The 13,793-nt window shown below is 63.7% G+C and carries 17 protein-coding genes; 5 read left to right on the forward strand and 12 right to left on the reverse strand.

Annotated features, from left to right (window positions below; genetic code table 11):
- Positions 1–90 precede the first annotated feature (90 nt).
- The 6 genes from ASE63_RS08260 to ASE63_RS27125 all read right to left on the reverse strand — a co-directional run bounded on the left by ASE63_RS08260 (position 91) and on the right by ASE63_RS27125 (position 3,608).
- Positions 91–981: a hypothetical protein gene (locus ASE63_RS08260; RefSeq protein WP_056799402.1), complete on the reverse strand. Its 891-nt coding sequence runs from the start codon at positions 979–981 to the stop codon at positions 91–93.
- Between the two features lie 53 nt (positions 982–1,034).
- The gene (locus tag ASE63_RS08265) at positions 1,035–1,661 is read right to left on the reverse strand and encodes a dienelactone hydrolase family protein (RefSeq protein WP_056799405.1); all 627 of its coding nucleotides are present in this window, start codon (positions 1,659–1,661) and stop codon (positions 1,035–1,037) included.
- A 38-nt stretch (positions 1,662–1,699) separates the two neighbouring features.
- The gene (locus tag ASE63_RS08270) at positions 1,700–1,939 is read right to left on the reverse strand and encodes a DUF2171 domain-containing protein (protein ID WP_056799408.1); all 240 of its coding nucleotides are present in this window, start codon (positions 1,937–1,939) and stop codon (positions 1,700–1,702) included.
- Between the two features lie 328 nt (positions 1,940–2,267).
- The gene (locus ASE63_RS08275) at positions 2,268–2,612 is read right to left on the reverse strand and encodes an antibiotic biosynthesis monooxygenase (RefSeq protein ID WP_082609761.1); all 345 of its coding nucleotides are present in this window, start codon (positions 2,610–2,612) and stop codon (positions 2,268–2,270) included.
- Positions 2,612–2,911, reverse strand: a complete 300-nt coding sequence (locus ASE63_RS08280; RefSeq protein ID WP_156410253.1) for a hypothetical protein — start codon at positions 2,909–2,911, stop codon at positions 2,612–2,614. The genes ASE63_RS08275 and ASE63_RS08280 overlap by 1 nt, the downstream gene beginning before the upstream one ends.
- Positions 2,912–3,329: 418 nt before the next feature.
- Entirely contained in the window at positions 3,330–3,608 is a 279-nt protein-coding gene (locus ASE63_RS27125; protein WP_156410254.1) for a hypothetical protein, read from the reverse strand.
- A gap of 180 nt (positions 3,609–3,788) precedes the next feature.
- Here ASE63_RS27125 and ASE63_RS08285 point away from each other — a divergent pair, with 180 nt between their 5' ends.
- From ASE63_RS08285 to ASE63_RS08295, 3 genes are all read left to right on the forward strand, one after another.
- Positions 3,789–4,400 carry a hypothetical protein gene (locus ASE63_RS08285; RefSeq protein WP_056799414.1) on the forward strand — a complete coding sequence of 204 codons (612 nt, stop codon included), beginning with the start codon at positions 3,789–3,791 and terminating at the stop codon, positions 4,398–4,400.
- Positions 4,401–4,912: 512 nt separating this feature from the next.
- The gene (locus tag ASE63_RS08290; protein ID WP_056799418.1) at positions 4,913–6,085 is read left to right on the forward strand and encodes a zinc-dependent alcohol dehydrogenase; all 1,173 of its coding nucleotides are present in this window, start codon (positions 4,913–4,915) and stop codon (positions 6,083–6,085) included.
- Between the two features lie 14 nt (positions 6,086–6,099).
- The gene (locus ASE63_RS08295; protein ID WP_056799703.1) at positions 6,100–6,885 is read left to right on the forward strand and encodes an SDR family NAD(P)-dependent oxidoreductase; all 786 of its coding nucleotides are present in this window, start codon (positions 6,100–6,102) and stop codon (positions 6,883–6,885) included.
- Between the two features lie 57 nt (positions 6,886–6,942).
- Here the strand turns inward: ASE63_RS08295 and ASE63_RS08300 are convergent, their stop codons facing one another.
- The 3 genes from ASE63_RS08300 to ASE63_RS08310 form a co-directional block, all read right to left on the reverse strand.
- Positions 6,943–7,527, reverse strand: coding sequence for a DNA-3-methyladenine glycosylase (locus tag ASE63_RS08300; RefSeq protein WP_244491333.1), 585 nt, complete (start codon positions 7,525–7,527; stop codon positions 6,943–6,945).
- Between the two features lie 70 nt (positions 7,528–7,597).
- Positions 7,598–8,242 (reverse strand): DUF6766 family protein, encoded by a 645-nt coding sequence (locus ASE63_RS08305; protein ID WP_244491334.1) that lies wholly within the window; start codon positions 8,240–8,242, stop codon positions 7,598–7,600.
- A 79-nt stretch (positions 8,243–8,321) separates the two neighbouring features.
- On the reverse strand, positions 8,322–10,115 hold the full coding sequence (locus ASE63_RS08310) for a thiamine pyrophosphate-requiring protein (RefSeq protein WP_056799420.1): 1,794 nt from the start codon (positions 10,113–10,115) through the stop codon (positions 8,322–8,324).
- A 334-nt stretch (positions 10,116–10,449) separates the two neighbouring features.
- Here ASE63_RS08310 and ASE63_RS08315 point away from each other — a divergent pair, with 334 nt between their 5' ends.
- Together ASE63_RS08315 and ASE63_RS08320 are read left to right on the forward strand one after the other, a co-directional pair.
- Positions 10,450–11,310: an SDR family oxidoreductase gene (locus ASE63_RS08315; protein WP_056799423.1), complete on the forward strand. Its 861-nt coding sequence runs from the start codon at positions 10,450–10,452 to the stop codon at positions 11,308–11,310.
- Between the two features lie 15 nt (positions 11,311–11,325).
- Positions 11,326–11,613, forward strand: a complete 288-nt coding sequence (locus ASE63_RS08320; protein WP_056799711.1) for a SemiSWEET transporter — start codon at positions 11,326–11,328, stop codon at positions 11,611–11,613.
- A gap of 81 nt (positions 11,614–11,694) precedes the next feature.
- On the opposite strand, the gene ASE63_RS08325 is transcribed toward ASE63_RS08320, so the two are convergent.
- From ASE63_RS08325 to ASE63_RS08335, 3 genes are read right to left on the reverse strand one after another with little or no spacing between them, the layout of a single operon-like run.
- Entirely contained in the window at positions 11,695–12,543 is an 849-nt protein-coding gene (locus tag ASE63_RS08325) for a glycosyltransferase (RefSeq protein WP_244491335.1), read from the reverse strand.
- Positions 12,540–13,130, reverse strand: a complete 591-nt coding sequence (locus tag ASE63_RS08330; protein ID WP_056799429.1) for a class I SAM-dependent methyltransferase — start codon at positions 13,128–13,130, stop codon at positions 12,540–12,542. Before ASE63_RS08330 ends, ASE63_RS08325 begins: the two co-directional genes overlap by 4 nt.
- Positions 13,102–13,782 carry a PIG-L family deacetylase gene (locus ASE63_RS08335; RefSeq protein WP_082609771.1) on the reverse strand — a complete coding sequence of 227 codons (681 nt, stop codon included), beginning with the start codon at positions 13,780–13,782 and terminating at the stop codon, positions 13,102–13,104. The genes ASE63_RS08330 and ASE63_RS08335 overlap by 29 nt, the downstream gene beginning before the upstream one ends.
- Positions 13,783–13,793: the final 11 nt, after the last annotated feature.

Below are 13,793 nucleotides of genomic sequence, written 5' to 3' on the forward strand. Positions count from 1 at the left end.
GAAAGGCGCTGTTCCTGAGGGGCTTGGCCAGATTTCAGGCATTGAGCCCAGCGCGTGTTCAATGCGAATTGCGGTCGCGGCAGAGGCCCCTCATGCCAGCCGGGCGCTCCGCGTGGCCGCCGCCCGTTCGATCGACTTCGCTTTCCGCCGGGCCTCGCGCAACTCCTCGAGCGTCGGCTGCCACCACCCCCTGGCTCGTTCCGGCATATCGGGCTCCCGTCGCGCCGGCCAGGTCCGAATGAGTTCCTCGAGAGTCGGCGAACGCCAGAAGATCCAGACATGATCCTCGGTGTCGGCAGCGGCTTCGGCCCCGTCCGCCCCACCGACATCGACAAGTTCGCCATCACTGCCGGTCACCACGACGATGCCCCTCACCGTCATCACCGGTCGACCCGGGGGTGGGAGTTGCGAAGCCGGAACGGCCAGCCGCTTGCGCCGCCTCTCCGCTTCGCGTTGCTTGATGTCCGCGAACTCCGGCGAGCGCTTCAGCTCCTCACGGCGCCGTTTGCGTTCGCTGGGTTCCGCCCGCCGTGCAGCGATCTCGATGGAGAGCCAGCAAGATCTCAACGCCTCGAGAGATCGATACGGTACGCGCCAGACCTTCCCCTCGCGATCCCACGCCGCCCAAGGAACGCCGCGGAGGTTGTCGATGACGGTGCGGGAATACGGTGTTCTGACGATCACGTCTCCGTTCGCCTCAAGATATTCGCTCTCGATCGGATCGAATGAGAATGCATCCCGGCCGCGCTCGTCGGCAAACGCGAGGTGCTCGGGCAGCTCGCGTTGAAGCCAGACCGCAACCCGGCGCTCCGCGGTTGTCCCGGGGACGAACCAGGCGCAGGCATGATCGCTCCATCGTGCTGCGGGAAAACGAGCGCGGAAACGTTCCACAAGCGCCGCATCATAGGGGAAGGCAACGATCGCGCCCGCGTCTTCATCGGCAGCTCGGATTTCGATCCGATCGGGCGGCTGAGCTGGCATCTTCGGATTCTACCGGATCGATCAAGTCGTGACGAAACACGGCATCGGATCGGTTAGAGATGTTGTCGAAGGAAATCCTGCGTCCTTCCGATGGCATCCGGCAATGTCGTAAGCGACAGCCCATGTCCCTCGCCGGGATAGATGCGGCTCTCGACGGTCCCGCCCTGCGACCTTATCAGGCGTTCGATCGCCGTCGCATTGGCCACCGGTACGACGCGATCGGCGTCGCCATGCAGGATCAGTGTCGGCGGGAGCATGCGTCCCGCGCCGAGGCTCTCAGGCTCGAAGCCGAAGAAATCGACGACAGCCCGAATCCGCGATGAGCGCGAGGCGAGGGACAGCGCAAGAGCGCCGCCCAGAGAGAAGCCAACGACCGCAACGCGGTCTGCCGCGGTGCCGCGCGGAGGGTCGGCAATGATGGCCTCAAGCGTCCGCAGCCAGGTCGCATATTGGGACCGGATGTCGCCATAGCGCGCTCGACTGTCGCCGGTCGCTTCGAAATAGCGCGGCAGCAGCACCGCATAACCGGCGTTTGCGATCGTCTGCGCCGCGAATTGATAGCGCCCGGCATTGGTCAGCCCGTCCGAGCCGTGCAGCAGGTAAACGGTCGATCCCGACGAACCGAACCTGTCGACGCCGATCCGCGTGTCCGCACTCGAACGCTTAGCCGTTCCAATCATGCAGGCGGCACCAAGGAGGGTTCGACGATCGATCCCTCTCATTCGGCCGCCTCGGACCAGCGTTCCTTCGCTTCGGCAGCCGGGACGATAAGCTTGATGGTATCTCCCTCGACGGCCACGACGAGGCCGATATCGAGATAGTGGTGCGCTCCACCGGATTCGGGATCGTTCTTCTTCAGCTTGAGAAGCTGTCCGCTCAGGCCGTCGATCGTCCCGACGTGGCCACCGTCCGCGCCGATGACGCGTTGGCCTTCCTTGATCTGCTCTACGAACATCATGACGGACTCCTCTTGCACGATCCTTCGCTGCGGCAACGGGACCGCGGCGACGAAGTTCCGCGGTTCCGGAGCTCAGATGCGAAAGGTCGGACTGAGGTCCGCGGGGCTACTCGGCTCGGCTTTACGGAACCGCATGAGACCGCGCGGTTGCCGCTTTGAAAAACGCACTAAGGATCCTGCTGATCGCCGCGCGGCGCGATGCGCAATCAGATCTGGCCGGAAGGCTGAGACTTTTAGAGGCAAGGACGAGATGCTCGACCGAAAGCCCGATCAACGGCGCCAGGATGCGTTTGCAAAGAGCGAGACCAGTCAATCCCATCAGGTCTTTTCAGGTGACTCGGGATGGCAAGGCCAACCCGTCGATGACTACGTCGCAGTGTTCCACCGTATCGGGCTTCTCCAGCAGGTACCGGTCGTCCTCGGGGTAGTAGCGTGCGCGCTGATGATCCTCGCCTGCGAACGCCTTGATAGCGTCGATCGACGCCCACCAACTGATGGTGACCACCTCGGTGATGTCATCGCGCAGATCGCGCAGCATCAACTGAAAGCCGAGATTACCGTCCGTGGCGCCGTAGTCACTGACACCCGTCCGACGGACATAGTCGGTATATGCCGCCTTGTCCCGAGTGCGAATGATGGACGCCCAGCGTCTCGCGATCACGGTTTCGGCCATCAGTCTCTCGGCCCCCGAGCGAGTTCTGCTGCGGGATCCGGCGCGTCCGATCCGACCTCGAGATCGTCTTCGGTCCTGGCCTCAAAATGCAGGTCAGCCTGGTAGATGTCCTTCCCGGTCTCATCGGCCACCTTGACACCGAAATCTGCGCGCTTGCCGTTCGGCAACTTGTCTCGGGCCATCTCGGCCAAGGCAATCTGTGCGTCGTCGGTAGCAGCCTTGATGTCCGGAAATTCCACCGGCTCGTCAATGCCTTCCGGCCCGTTACCCGCGTCTGTGATGATGTTGAATTTCGGCATCGACGTCCGACCCATTGGCCCCCGGGGTCGCAACCAGAATTTCATTCTGAAGTTCCGAAATCCGGCGCTGAAACTCCTCCCGGAGCCAGGCAGCTCTTGCTGAGACGGGTCCCTCGTACATTCGAGGGCCGATTTCGACGGACCTATGGACGAGACCGGCGCCTAGCCTGCCTTCGCCCCTTCCTGTTCGCGGTCTCGGCCGTGCCCGTTCCCCGTTGTCGCATCACCATCGCCGGAGAGCACGACGGGGTTCGCACTCACCAATCCGCCGGGATTGGGAGATGCGCGCGGTGAGGCTGCGTACTGACCGGCGGCATCTCGTTTTGCGGGTTCCGGGGAGGCCAGGGCGTCCCCTTGATGTTTCTTGGCATCTTTTCCACGGTTGGGCATCGACGTCTCCTGAAACGAGTGGACGGGGCTAATCCGTGTTGAGCTTCCCGAGGTTGCCGGGCAGGCCCACGATGGGGAGATCATCCCGTGCCATTGCGTCACCGCGCTGCTCGGGCTCGCCGTCCATTTCCGAGGCGGCTTTCATGACCGCGTCCGGTGGGGCCATATCTTCCTGTAGGTGCCACTCGACCGTATCGCGATCCATCCCGGAGCGTTCGGATAGCCGCGCTATCCAGTCCTGACCGGGAAATTTTCTCGCGAAGGCGACCGCCAGTTCACGTCCGGTAGGCAAGGATGGATGTGGCATGTCGAGGCTCCCTTTCGAAGGGAACGCAACAAGGCCGTAGGGGTTGCGCCGCCGGGTCGAAGGAGGCTTGCGGACGCCAAAAGAACGCAGGGCATGGCGTTCCTGCACGGTGCCAGCCGGTCATCCGGAACCGAGGACAGATGCTCGAGTTCGAGGGCATCAACCATTCATGGAGCGCACATGAGCCTGTCCACCATATCGCCGCATACTCAGTCGGTGCCTGATCTGGTTCGTCCGTTGTCGCCCGGCGATTTCCTCGATCCGCCGATCCTCCTCGCCGGCGCGGTCGACTATGCGATGTATGCTTTCTTTCGTGATCGGCTGGCCTCCGCTCCACGTGAGGGCATCGTCGTCATCGAGCTCAGCACGCTTGGAGGCGATCCAGAGGTGGCGCGAATGATGGGCGAGGACATTCGCTATCACTCAGAGCACGAGCCCAGTCGACGGTTCGTATTCCTAGGCAAAGCCGCGATTTACTCTGCGGGAGCGACCTTCATGAGTTTCTTCGCGCGCCCTAACCGCTACCTGACCCGCGGCACACGCCTTATGATCCATGAGCGCAAGCTGCAAGCCAACATCACGCTAGACGGGCCGCTGACCGCCTGCATCGCCAACCTCAAGGCTAAGCTGAACGAGATAGACCACTCGATCCAGATCCAGAACGAAGGCTTCCAGAACCTGATTGCGGGATCAGCGGTCACGATGGAGGAGGTTCTGAAGCGGGCGCCCGAGAACTGGTACATTGAGGCCACCGAGGCCAAGAGCCTCGGTCTCATCGAGGGGGTTATCTAGCCGGTCTCGGGGGCGGGTTGGCAGGTGCGACCGTTCCCGTCCGAGCGCCCACTCGTAGAGCGGCCGCCAAGAGACAGGCTGGGACGATGGCTTCGCTGCCAAGGCACCACCGAATGTAATCTATAGAGCGGCCCAGCTCGCTGGCCAGTATCTCTTCCAGCTCATCCGGAGGGAGAAATGAGGTCAGTGTCCGGTGCATTGCCCGCCCGGTCGGTGGACGCTCGCGCCAGCGGCTGATGATGATGGAGGGATCGGGCGATGAATGGAAGCCTCGCAGTCTCCAAAGCCTTCAACGTCCGGTGCTCGGTAAGGTTCAACGGTGATTGCGCCCACTTAATAAGGCTCCGGTCGTAGGCCTCGGCGTTCGAACCGTGGGGCGCCGAACAAGCTTGTCGCGGCACGGTTTCCCACCATCTCGGCGAGCGACAAATAATTGAGTCGCAAGGATATTTTACGGAACGGTCACCGGCAGGCCGCGTTCGCAGAGTGGGGGGTCACCAAGGACCCACGACATGAAAGCACTCTGCTGGCACGGCAAGGGCGATATTCGCTGCGAAACGGTGCCCGATCCACAAATCCAGGATGCCGGCGATGTCGTGATCAAGGTCACGGCCTGCGCGATTTGCGGCTCCGACCTGCACGTCTATGACGGCTACACGCCGACGATGGAGGCAGGCGACGTACTTGGACACGAGACCATGGGGGAGGTCGTCGAGGTCGGGCGCGACGTCCGGAACCTCAAGGTCGGCGATCGGGTCGTGGTGCCGTTCAACATCGCCTGCGGCGACTGCTTCTTCTGCCGCAAGCAGCTTTTCTCGCTCTGCGACCGTTCCAATCCGAATGCGGATCAGGCCAAAAAGGCGATGGGTCAGTCACCATCCGGCCTGTTCGGCTATTCCCACATGCTCGGCGGCTTCCCGGGCGGGCAGGCGGAATACCTGCGAGTGCCCTATGCCGATGTCGGGCCGATCAAGGTGCCGAACGGCATTCCGGACGAGCAGGTGCTGTTTCTCTCCGATATCTTCCCGACCGGGTACATGGCGGCAGAGAATGCGGAGATCGAGGAAGGTGACACGGTGGCGGTCTGGGGCTGCGGTCCGGTCGGGCAGTTCGCGATCCAGTCGGCCTGGATGTTCGGCGCGGGTCGCGTCATCGCGATCGACAACGTTCCCGAGCGGCTTGCGCTGGCGGCGAGCAAGGGTCGGGCTGAGACGATCAATTTCGACGATGTCGGCGTCTACGACCGCCTCATGGAAATGACCAAGGGCCGTGGCCCCGATCGCTGCATCGACGCGGTCGGTGCCGAGGCCCATGGCAGCGGCTCGTTCGATGCCGTCATCGACAAGATCAAGGCCGCAACCTACCTGGCGACCGATCGTCCGCATGCGCTCCGGGAGGCGATCATGTGCTGTCGCAAGGGCGGCACGATCTCGATGCCCGGCGTCTATTTCGGTTTCCTCGACAAGATCCCGATGGGCGCCTTCATGAACAAGGGGCTGACGCTCAAGACGGGACAGACGCACACACACCGCTATCTCGCGCCGCTTCTGGAGAAGATCATGTCCGGCGAGATCGACCCCTCCTTCGTCATCACGCACCGGGCGGGGCTAGAGGATGGGCCGGGGCTTTATCAGACATTCCGCGACAAGGAGGACGGCTGCATCAAGGTCGTTCTCAAGCCGTGAGCGAGGAGAACGACATGACGAATGGAACGGGAAAACTGGCCGTTGTCACGGGCGCGTCGAGCGGCATCGGCTTCGAGCTGGCGCAACTCGTCGCCGCTGACGGCTACGACCTGATCATCGCGGCGGACGAAACCGACATCCACGACGCTGCCGCGAAGCTTAAAGACGAGGGCGCCAACGTCGTCTCGATCGTTGCCGACCTTAGCGACGAGGAGGGGGTCGAAGAACTCGTCGCGGAGATCGCTAAAGCGGGACGACCGGTCGATCTGCTCTTCGCCAATGCCGGGCGCGGCCTCGGACACGGCTTCCTTGACCAGGACGATGCTGAGTGGCTGCGCGTGATCGACACCAACATCGTCGGCACGCTGTTGCTGATCAAGAAGGTTGGCCGACAGATGCGGGAGCGGGGAGAAGGCCGCATCCTCTCGATCGCCGGGTTCATGCCCGGCACCTTCCAGGCCGTCTACAACGGCACCAAGGCCTTCATCGATTCCTTCTCATTCGCCCTGCGCGAGGAGTTGCGGGATACGGGCGTCACAGTCACTTGCCTAATGCCAGGGCCGACCGAAACCCGCTTCTTCGAGCGCGCCGGGCTGCTCGACACCAAGGTGGGGCAGGACGAGAAGGACGATCCGGCCGACGTCGCCAAGGCAGGTTACGATGCGGTTCTCGCTGGAGAGGGCGACGTCGTCAGCGGCTGGAAGAACAAGATCCAGTCGTCGCTGGCCAACGTCACTCCGGCCGAGACGCTCGCCAAGCAACACCGGAAGATGGCGGAGCCGGGCTCGGCGGATCGCTGAAGGTATGATGTCATTCCGCGGAACAGCGGTCCGGGACGGAGGGTCACGAACCTTCCTTCACCGGATCGGCCGACTGAGGAATGCCGAGCCGGCAAGGCCGAAACGCCAGGGAACATCCGACGCCCGCGATAAACCGATGCGCGTTCCGACATCAACCTGAACGATAGGCGGCCCTGACGACATCGAGAACGGTGGTCGCCTGAGGTCATGACCATCCCAAGTGCCGTCGATCCCCAAGGCTGCGCAGAGACGACCAGGACCCGAGCAGAGTTGCCGCTCGGGCAGGTTGCCTCTGCGGATTCTCATGTCTTCGACACCGACTAGTGGCTGGATTGCACGAATAAGGACAGCGGCACCCGGGGTCAGGCCGCATACCACGTTCAGGCACCAGTGAAGTCCGTAGGAGCGATAGACGTAGGCATGACCGGGAGGGCCGAACATGCTGCGATTTCGCATGTTCGGCCCGTTCACGCTGTGGGAGGCCGGGTCCTCAAGGTCATAGGCCTCGGTTTCGACGATCAGACCGCCCGCGCCCTTGAACAGGAGTGTCGCGCCGATCAGGTCTCGCGCCACCGCCTGCACCGGCCTTCGATAGAAGCTATCCGCGCGGGCCGAAAGGTCGAGCATGACGTGATCAGCCATTGGGTCCTGTCCAGCAGCGACAAGGGAGCGAGATCGAACGCGGCTCCCATCGAACCGCGATCATCCAGCCTCAGGCCCCGGTCTCGGAATGATCGGCCGCCACCGGCTTCGACTCGGGCGATCCTCGTTGACGAAGGAAGATCGACAGCACGACCAAGAGGGCCGTGGACAGGAATTCGGACTGCCAGTTCTGAAAGGATTCGAACCAGAGCTGAGCGTCGGTCAGATAGCCGAGCATCGTCTCGAGTTCGCGCCCGTGGAGTGCCGCCTCATTGTTGGCGGCTATGGCGCTGAACCACCAGTGGAGCGCGAAGGAGGCGATGAAAAGGCCAGCGAGCGCTAGCCCCAGCGAATGCTCATAGAGCCAAGCAAGCCTGGGCTGTTGCGCGCGCCAGGGCAGGTCATCATTCTCTCGCTCCGGAGCGTCGGGATCGCGGGACTCCGCCGACCCCCGTTGGAACAGCATCGCGGTCAGGACGACGTAAGTCGCCATCTGAAGGAACTCGCTCTCCCAATTCTCAAAGAGGGCCGAGAGGAAAGGTCCGCTCGTTAGGTAAGCACCGAGAGGCATGGCCTGTCGTCCGTGCTGCACGAGTTCCTGGTTGTGCGAGGTAAAACCGGTGAGCGCCATGCCACCGAGCGAGACCAGGAACATCCCGATAAGCGCCAGGGTCAGACCGTTGTTGCGTACGAATTGGGTCATCGGGATACCCATCTATCGCCACTCAATCGGAATAACGCCGGCGACAACGGCCTAGATCCGCGCGGTGAATCGGGGAGGTCGAGCGAGCAGTTCACCGATTCTTCTGCGTCGGCAGCAGCGTACCGAGCAGCGAGCGTGCCGTATTCGCAATGACGCTACCGGCATCCGGGTCGCCGCCGGCCAAAGCGCCGACCAGGCCGCGTGCCTGAGCGAAGGTGATGTGCGGCGGCAGTGGCGGAACGTTTGGATCGGTCACCATGTCGAGGACGAAGGGCCGATCGGCCGCCAGCGCCTCATCCCAGGCCGGTCCGACCTGTTCGGGATCCTCGACCCGCCGCCCGGCAAGTCCCATCAACTTGGCGATCTCGGCATAGGGAAGGTCCGGCAGCTCCTGGCTCGCCGGCCATTTCGGATCGCCGGCCTGGATCCGCTCCTCCCAGGTCACATAGGCGAGCTCCCGGTTGTTCAGTACCATGATGACGAGACGCGGATCGGCCCAACGCTTCCAGTATTTCGCGATCGTCACCAGTTCGGTGATGCCGTTCATCTGCATCGCGCCGTCTCCGACCAGCGCGATGGCCGGACGATCAGGATGCGCGAACTTCGCCGCGACGGCGTAAGGAATGGCGCAGCCCATCGTCGCCAGCGTGCCCGACACCGAGCCCATCATGCCACGCCGGAAGCGCAGATGGCGCGCGTACCAGACCGTGGTTGTGCCGCTGTCGGCAGTGACGATACAGCGCTCCGGCAGGCGCTCGGACAGTTCAGATGCGACGCGCTGAGGATTGATCGGCGAGGCCTCGACCATTGCGCTGTCGGCCACCTCCTGCCAGCCATCGCTGACATTGGCCTCGATCGTCGCCCTCCAATCGTCGGCGGCCTTGGGCTTCAGCAACGGCAGAAGGGCTTCGAGTGTCGCGGCTGCATCGCCGATAAGGTTGACCTCCATCGGATAGCGCAGTCCCAGCATGCCGGCATCGATATCGATCTGGACGCCGCGCGCCTGTCCCGGTTTCGGCAGGAACTCCGTATAGGGAAAGCCCGACCCGATCATCAGCAGGGTATCGCAGCCCTGCATTAGGTCCCAGCTCGCCTTCGTCCCGAGCAGACCGATCGAACCTGTGCAGAACGAGACTTCGTCGGGCACCGCGGCCTTGCCAAGGAGGGCCTTGGCAATTCCTGCCTTCAACTTCTCTGCCGTGGCGAGCACCGCGTCGGTCGCATTGATCGCGCCGGCGCCCACCAGGATGGCGACCTTCTCGCCCGCATTCAGCACCTCGGCCGCACGCTGGAGAGCCGTCGCAGCAGGAACCACGGGCGACAATTCGATCCCGACCCCCGAATGGGTCATGCCGTGTTCCTGAGACGGCTCTACCATCTCCTCGAGCTGGAGATCGTTGGGCAGGATCACGCAGGTGACGCGCCGCTCGGCGATGGCGATCCGGAAGGCGCGATCGATCAGATGCGGCACCTGCGCCGGCACCGAGGCCGTTTCGACATAGGCGCCGGCGACATCCTTGAAGAGCGATTGCAGGTCGAGATCCTGCTGGTAGTGCGAGCCCATCGCCGAGCGAGCCTGCTGACCGACGATGGCGACCACCGGGCGGTGATCGAGGCGCGCATCGTAAAGACCGTTGAGCAGGTGGACCGCGCCGGGTCCCGAGGTGGCGATGCACACCCCGACCTCGCCCGTAAATCGGGTTTCGCCTGATGCCATCAGGCTCGCGGCTTCCTCATGCCTGACCTGGACGAACTCGATGTCGTCTTCGCGTCGTTGCAAGGCAGCGATGAGGCCGCCGATGCCGTCACCCGGATAGCCGTAGACGCGTTTCACGCCCCAGTCGTGAAGACGCGTCCAGATGAAGTCGGAGACGGTGCGGGCCATGATGATGTCCGAAGACGAGGAAGGATTCGCTGGCCTCTCGCCGGCCAGCGTTCCTGGATTCGACGCAGGAAGCTAGCAGCCGGGACCGAAGGGTTCGTGGAGAGGGAACGGCGGCCATGCCGGCATGTTCCGTCCAGTCGCCCTTCGGTCATTTCGTGGAAGCCGCGGAACGCCGACGGCCTTGAGGGGTTGGCTGTTCATCACCCCGGCCCTTGGGGGTTTCCTGAAATTCGAGAGACGTAGAGCGGCAGTCGTCTGAGCTTTGCCGCCGGGCTCTGCTCCGGAAGGCCAGCATTCGAGCATCAACACGTTTCTGATCGGCGGAGGATAGCTCATGACCGAATACCCGAAGCCGCCGTTTCCTCATCAGCAGCAAGCGATGCCGGGCTCGACCGACAAGATGGAGCCTCGCCCCGATCATGGCGAGACCTCCTACCGGGGCTCGGGCCGTCTTGCGGGCAAACGCGCGATCATTACCGGCGGCGACAGCGGCATCGGCCGGGCTGTTGCGATCGCCTATGCCACCAGGGAAGGTGCCGATCTCCTGATCTCCTACCTTGATGAGGATCACGACGCGGCCGAAACCCAGCGCTGGGTCGAGGAGGCCGGCCGTAAGGCGGTTCTGGTACCCGGAGACATCCAGTCGGCGGCGCACTGCCGCCGGATCGTTGAGACCGCCATGGCGGAGCTGGGCGGGATCGACATTCTCGTCAACAACGCCGCCCATCAGGCGACCTTCGACGACATCAGCGAGATCTCGGACGAGGAGTGGGAGCTTACGTTCCGGGTCAACATCCACTCGATGTTCTACCTGACCAAGGCGGCGGTGCCGCACATGCCCGCAGGCAGCGCGATCATCAACACCGCGTCGGTGAACTCGGATATGCCGAACCCCACCCTCCTTGCCTACGCGACGACCAAGGGGGCGATCCAGAACTTCACCGCCGGGTTGGCGCAGCTCCTCGCCGAGAAGGAGATCCGGGCGAATTCGGTCGCCCCGGGTCCGATCTGGACGCCGCTCATTCCCTCGACGATGAATGAAGAGCGGGTCTCGAATTTCGGCAAGCAGGTGCCGATGAAGCGTCCCGGACAGCCGGCGGAACTCGCCACGGCCTATGTGATGCTGGCCGATCCGCTATCCAGCTATATTTCCGGCGCCACGATCGCGGTGACCGGGGGCAAACCGATCCTCTGACGACGGATGGTGGCCATGGACTGGGTGACCATCATCGGGTTCGGCGCGGCGCTCTGCTCGACAGTCAGCTTCATGCCCCAGGCTTGGCGGATCGTGAAGACACGCGACACATCCTCGCTTTCTGCCCCGATGTACGCGATTAACACGATCGGTTTCCTGCTCTGGCTGATCTACGGCTTGATGCAGGGCCAATGGCCGCTGATCCTGACCAATGGCATCTGCCTCGTGCTGGCAGCCTTCATCCTGATGATGACGCTGGCGTCGTCGAAGCAGAAGGCCAAGATCTCGGACGCGCTGGAGTGAGCTTGGGCCGGCTCGGGACCGTTTTGGCTTCCGCGAAAGTTCAAACTGTTTCACGGACGATCTGCCTTACCTGCCTAGGGGTCAGAACGGCTGGCTGCGTGGACGCATGGCGTCGCGAATGTCCTGGACGGTCGGCTGACGCTTGATCTCGACTTGATCATCTTTGAGGATCAAGAGGCCCCGATCTGCGAAAGCATCAAGCCATCCTAGCATCGGCCATGCACCCCATCGGGCATGGAAGACGCGGGCGTTGCGGACGATGTCCTCGAAATGCTGGAGGGGCGGGTCGAAAACGCCGTGGTGCTGGTGATAGGCGCACGTGCCGCCAAGGAAAAAGAGATCAATGCCGGTCTCCCGAGCGCGAAAGGCGAAGTCGGTGTCCTCGCCGCCGTAGCCGGTGAAAGCGTCGTCGAATCCGCCGATGCGTTTGAAGGTGCTGGCGGAGATGCCGAAGGCGAGCGACCAGAACAGTCCGAAGTTTCGTTCCGCAGCCAAGCCGGCTGGTGGAAACCACCGCGCGGGGTGCGACACGCCGGCTGCGCTGAGCGAGGCATGCGACCAATTCCCTTCGGTGGCATCGCCCGCGGTCAAGTAGCGGATCTCTGCGCAGATCAAGGCATCGCGCTGATTCAAGGCATCGGCCATCGCGGAAACCAGGCCCGGGCCAGGGATACAGTCGACGTCGAGGAACAACAGGGAGGGCGAGCTCGCATGAGAGGCCGCAAGGTTGCGGGCCTCCGCCAAGGCCAAACCCTCGGTCGCGAGGCGGATGAGCCTGACTGGAAAATCCGCGGTGGGATGCGCGACCGGCGTGTCGCTCATGTCGACGATGACGAGTTCGGCGGGCGCCCTGTCACTGCGCCGCAAGCCTTCCACGAGGTTTCGCAGATGCGCCTCTCGGTTCTTCACCAAGGTGAGGACGCTGATCACGCTGGGCTCCGGCGCCAGAGGTCGAGCCGGTATTCTGGCCGACGCTCATGCAGAACGGACAGAACGTCTGAGGCCATCGCTTGTTGCAAGGCTCCGACGGCGTCATCCCCGCTCTGGGGATAATCGGTCTCTCCGGTCCAGTGGACGAGCAGCAGATCTCCGCCTGGCGCGAGCAGGCCATGCAGTTGGCGGGCGGCTTGCCGGAGATCGGCGTCGTCCCAGTAATAAGCGACTTCAGAGACGACGATCAGGTCGAATGTGGCCTCGGTCGGCGCTTCGCCGGGAAAGCCCATGAGGGCGAAGCGAACTCCGTGGAATTCGGAACACCGGTCTCGCGCGCTGGCGAGTGCCGTCTCACTGACATCCACGGCGAGCAAATTGTCGCAATGCCGCGCCAACTGACGCGTGAGAACGCCGTTAGCACATCCGATCTCGAAGCCCTGGCGGTAATGGTGGCCGCCCAGTGCCGCGATGCTGTGCTCGTACTTGGCCCGCTCATAGGGGCTCGTCTCGAAGCCCCAGGGGTCGGGCGTGCCCGCGAACATCCGCTCGAAGTACTCAGGGGGCAGGCTTTTCCGCGCGCGCATTGAGCCCGGTCCTTTCATAGAGCAGGTCGGATGCGGGCATGCGCAGCTTCGCTGCCGGCAACCTGAAGCCCTCGCCGAATTGCGGGGTGAGCTGGCTGATATGAGCCGCCAGCGCGGCGTTGCGGAGGCCGATCAGAATCGGCGGCGTGCGCAGCGCCCGGTAGCCTTCGCCAGGCGGCTCGGGCGCCCAGACGACGTACTCGAAGACCGTGACGGGACGCATGGCGCTCGAAGCAACGGCGCTGGCCAGCCGATAGGCGGCCTCGTGATCGCAATGCGGCTCATGCCGCGCCGTCACGGCCAGCGCATCGACCCGGCGCTGGCGGCAGAGAGCGGTGAGCCGGCGCCTTGCCCGTTCGAAGCCGGGTTCGCCTGCCGCAAAGGGCTGCGCGTCCGGCCAGTCCAGGAAGAGCGGCGGCGGATGCGCCGGGCCGGCCAGCACCCTGACGGCACGGGCGGCCTCCCGACGCCGGGCTGCAACAAGGCGAGCGCGCGAAGCCGGGCCGTCGTGGCTGTGCGAGCCGACCCCATCGGTGACGATGACCACGCCAGCGAGCGCACCCCGCGAGGCTGCGTCCGCGATCAGCGCTCCGCAGCCGAGTGTTTCGTCGTCGGCGTGAGGCGCCAGTACGAGCCACCGAGCAATTGCCATGGCACTCGAAG

It is taken from the genome of Allobosea sp. Root381 (assembly GCF_001429395.1).
GTDB lineage: Bacteria > Pseudomonadota > Alphaproteobacteria > Rhizobiales > Beijerinckiaceae > Allobosea.

Bases quoted from the DNA above. Each gene is read 5' to 3' on its own strand.
- ASE63_RS08260 (WP_056799402.1), bottom strand. From the start codon at position 981: ATGCCAGCTCAGCCGCCCGATCGGATCGAAATCCGAGCTGCCGATGAA.
- ASE63_RS08265 (WP_056799405.1), bottom strand. From the start codon at position 1,661: ATGATTGGAACGGCTAAGCGTTCGAGTGCGGACACGCGGATCGGCGTC.
- ASE63_RS08270 (WP_056799408.1), bottom strand. From the start codon at position 1,939: ATGATGTTCGTAGAGCAGATCAAGGAAGGCCAACGCGTCATCGGCGCG.
- ASE63_RS08275 (WP_082609761.1), bottom strand. From the start codon at position 2,612: ATGGCCGAAACCGTGATCGCGAGACGCTGGGCGTCCATCATTCGCACT.
- ASE63_RS08280 (WP_156410253.1), bottom strand. From the start codon at position 2,911: ATGCCGAAATTCAACATCATCACAGACGCGGGTAACGGGCCGGAAGGC.
- ASE63_RS27125 (WP_156410254.1), bottom strand. From the start codon at position 3,608: ATGCCACATCCATCCTTGCCTACCGGACGTGAACTGGCGGTCGCCTTC.
- ASE63_RS08285 (WP_056799414.1), top strand. From the start codon at position 3,789: ATGAGCCTGTCCACCATATCGCCGCATACTCAGTCGGTGCCTGATCTG.
- ASE63_RS08290 (WP_056799418.1), top strand. From the start codon at position 4,913: ATGAAAGCACTCTGCTGGCACGGCAAGGGCGATATTCGCTGCGAAACG.
- ASE63_RS08295 (WP_056799703.1), top strand. From the start codon at position 6,100: ATGACGAATGGAACGGGAAAACTGGCCGTTGTCACGGGCGCGTCGAGC.
- ASE63_RS08300 (WP_244491333.1), bottom strand. From the start codon at position 7,527: ATGGCTGATCACGTCATGCTCGACCTTTCGGCCCGCGCGGATAGCTTC.
- ASE63_RS08305 (WP_244491334.1), bottom strand. From the start codon at position 8,242: ATGGGTATCCCGATGACCCAATTCGTACGCAACAACGGTCTGACCCTG.
- ASE63_RS08310 (WP_056799420.1), bottom strand. From the start codon at position 10,115: ATGGCCCGCACCGTCTCCGACTTCATCTGGACGCGTCTTCACGACTGG.
- ASE63_RS08315 (WP_056799423.1), top strand. From the start codon at position 10,450: ATGACCGAATACCCGAAGCCGCCGTTTCCTCATCAGCAGCAAGCGATG.
- ASE63_RS08320 (WP_056799711.1), top strand. From the start codon at position 11,326: ATGGACTGGGTGACCATCATCGGGTTCGGCGCGGCGCTCTGCTCGACA.
- ASE63_RS08330 (WP_056799429.1), bottom strand. From the start codon at position 13,130: ATGCGCGCGCGGAAAAGCCTGCCCCCTGAGTACTTCGAGCGGATGTTC.
- ASE63_RS08335 (WP_082609771.1), bottom strand. From the start codon at position 13,782: ATGGCAATTGCTCGGTGGCTCGTACTGGCGCCTCACGCCGACGACGAA.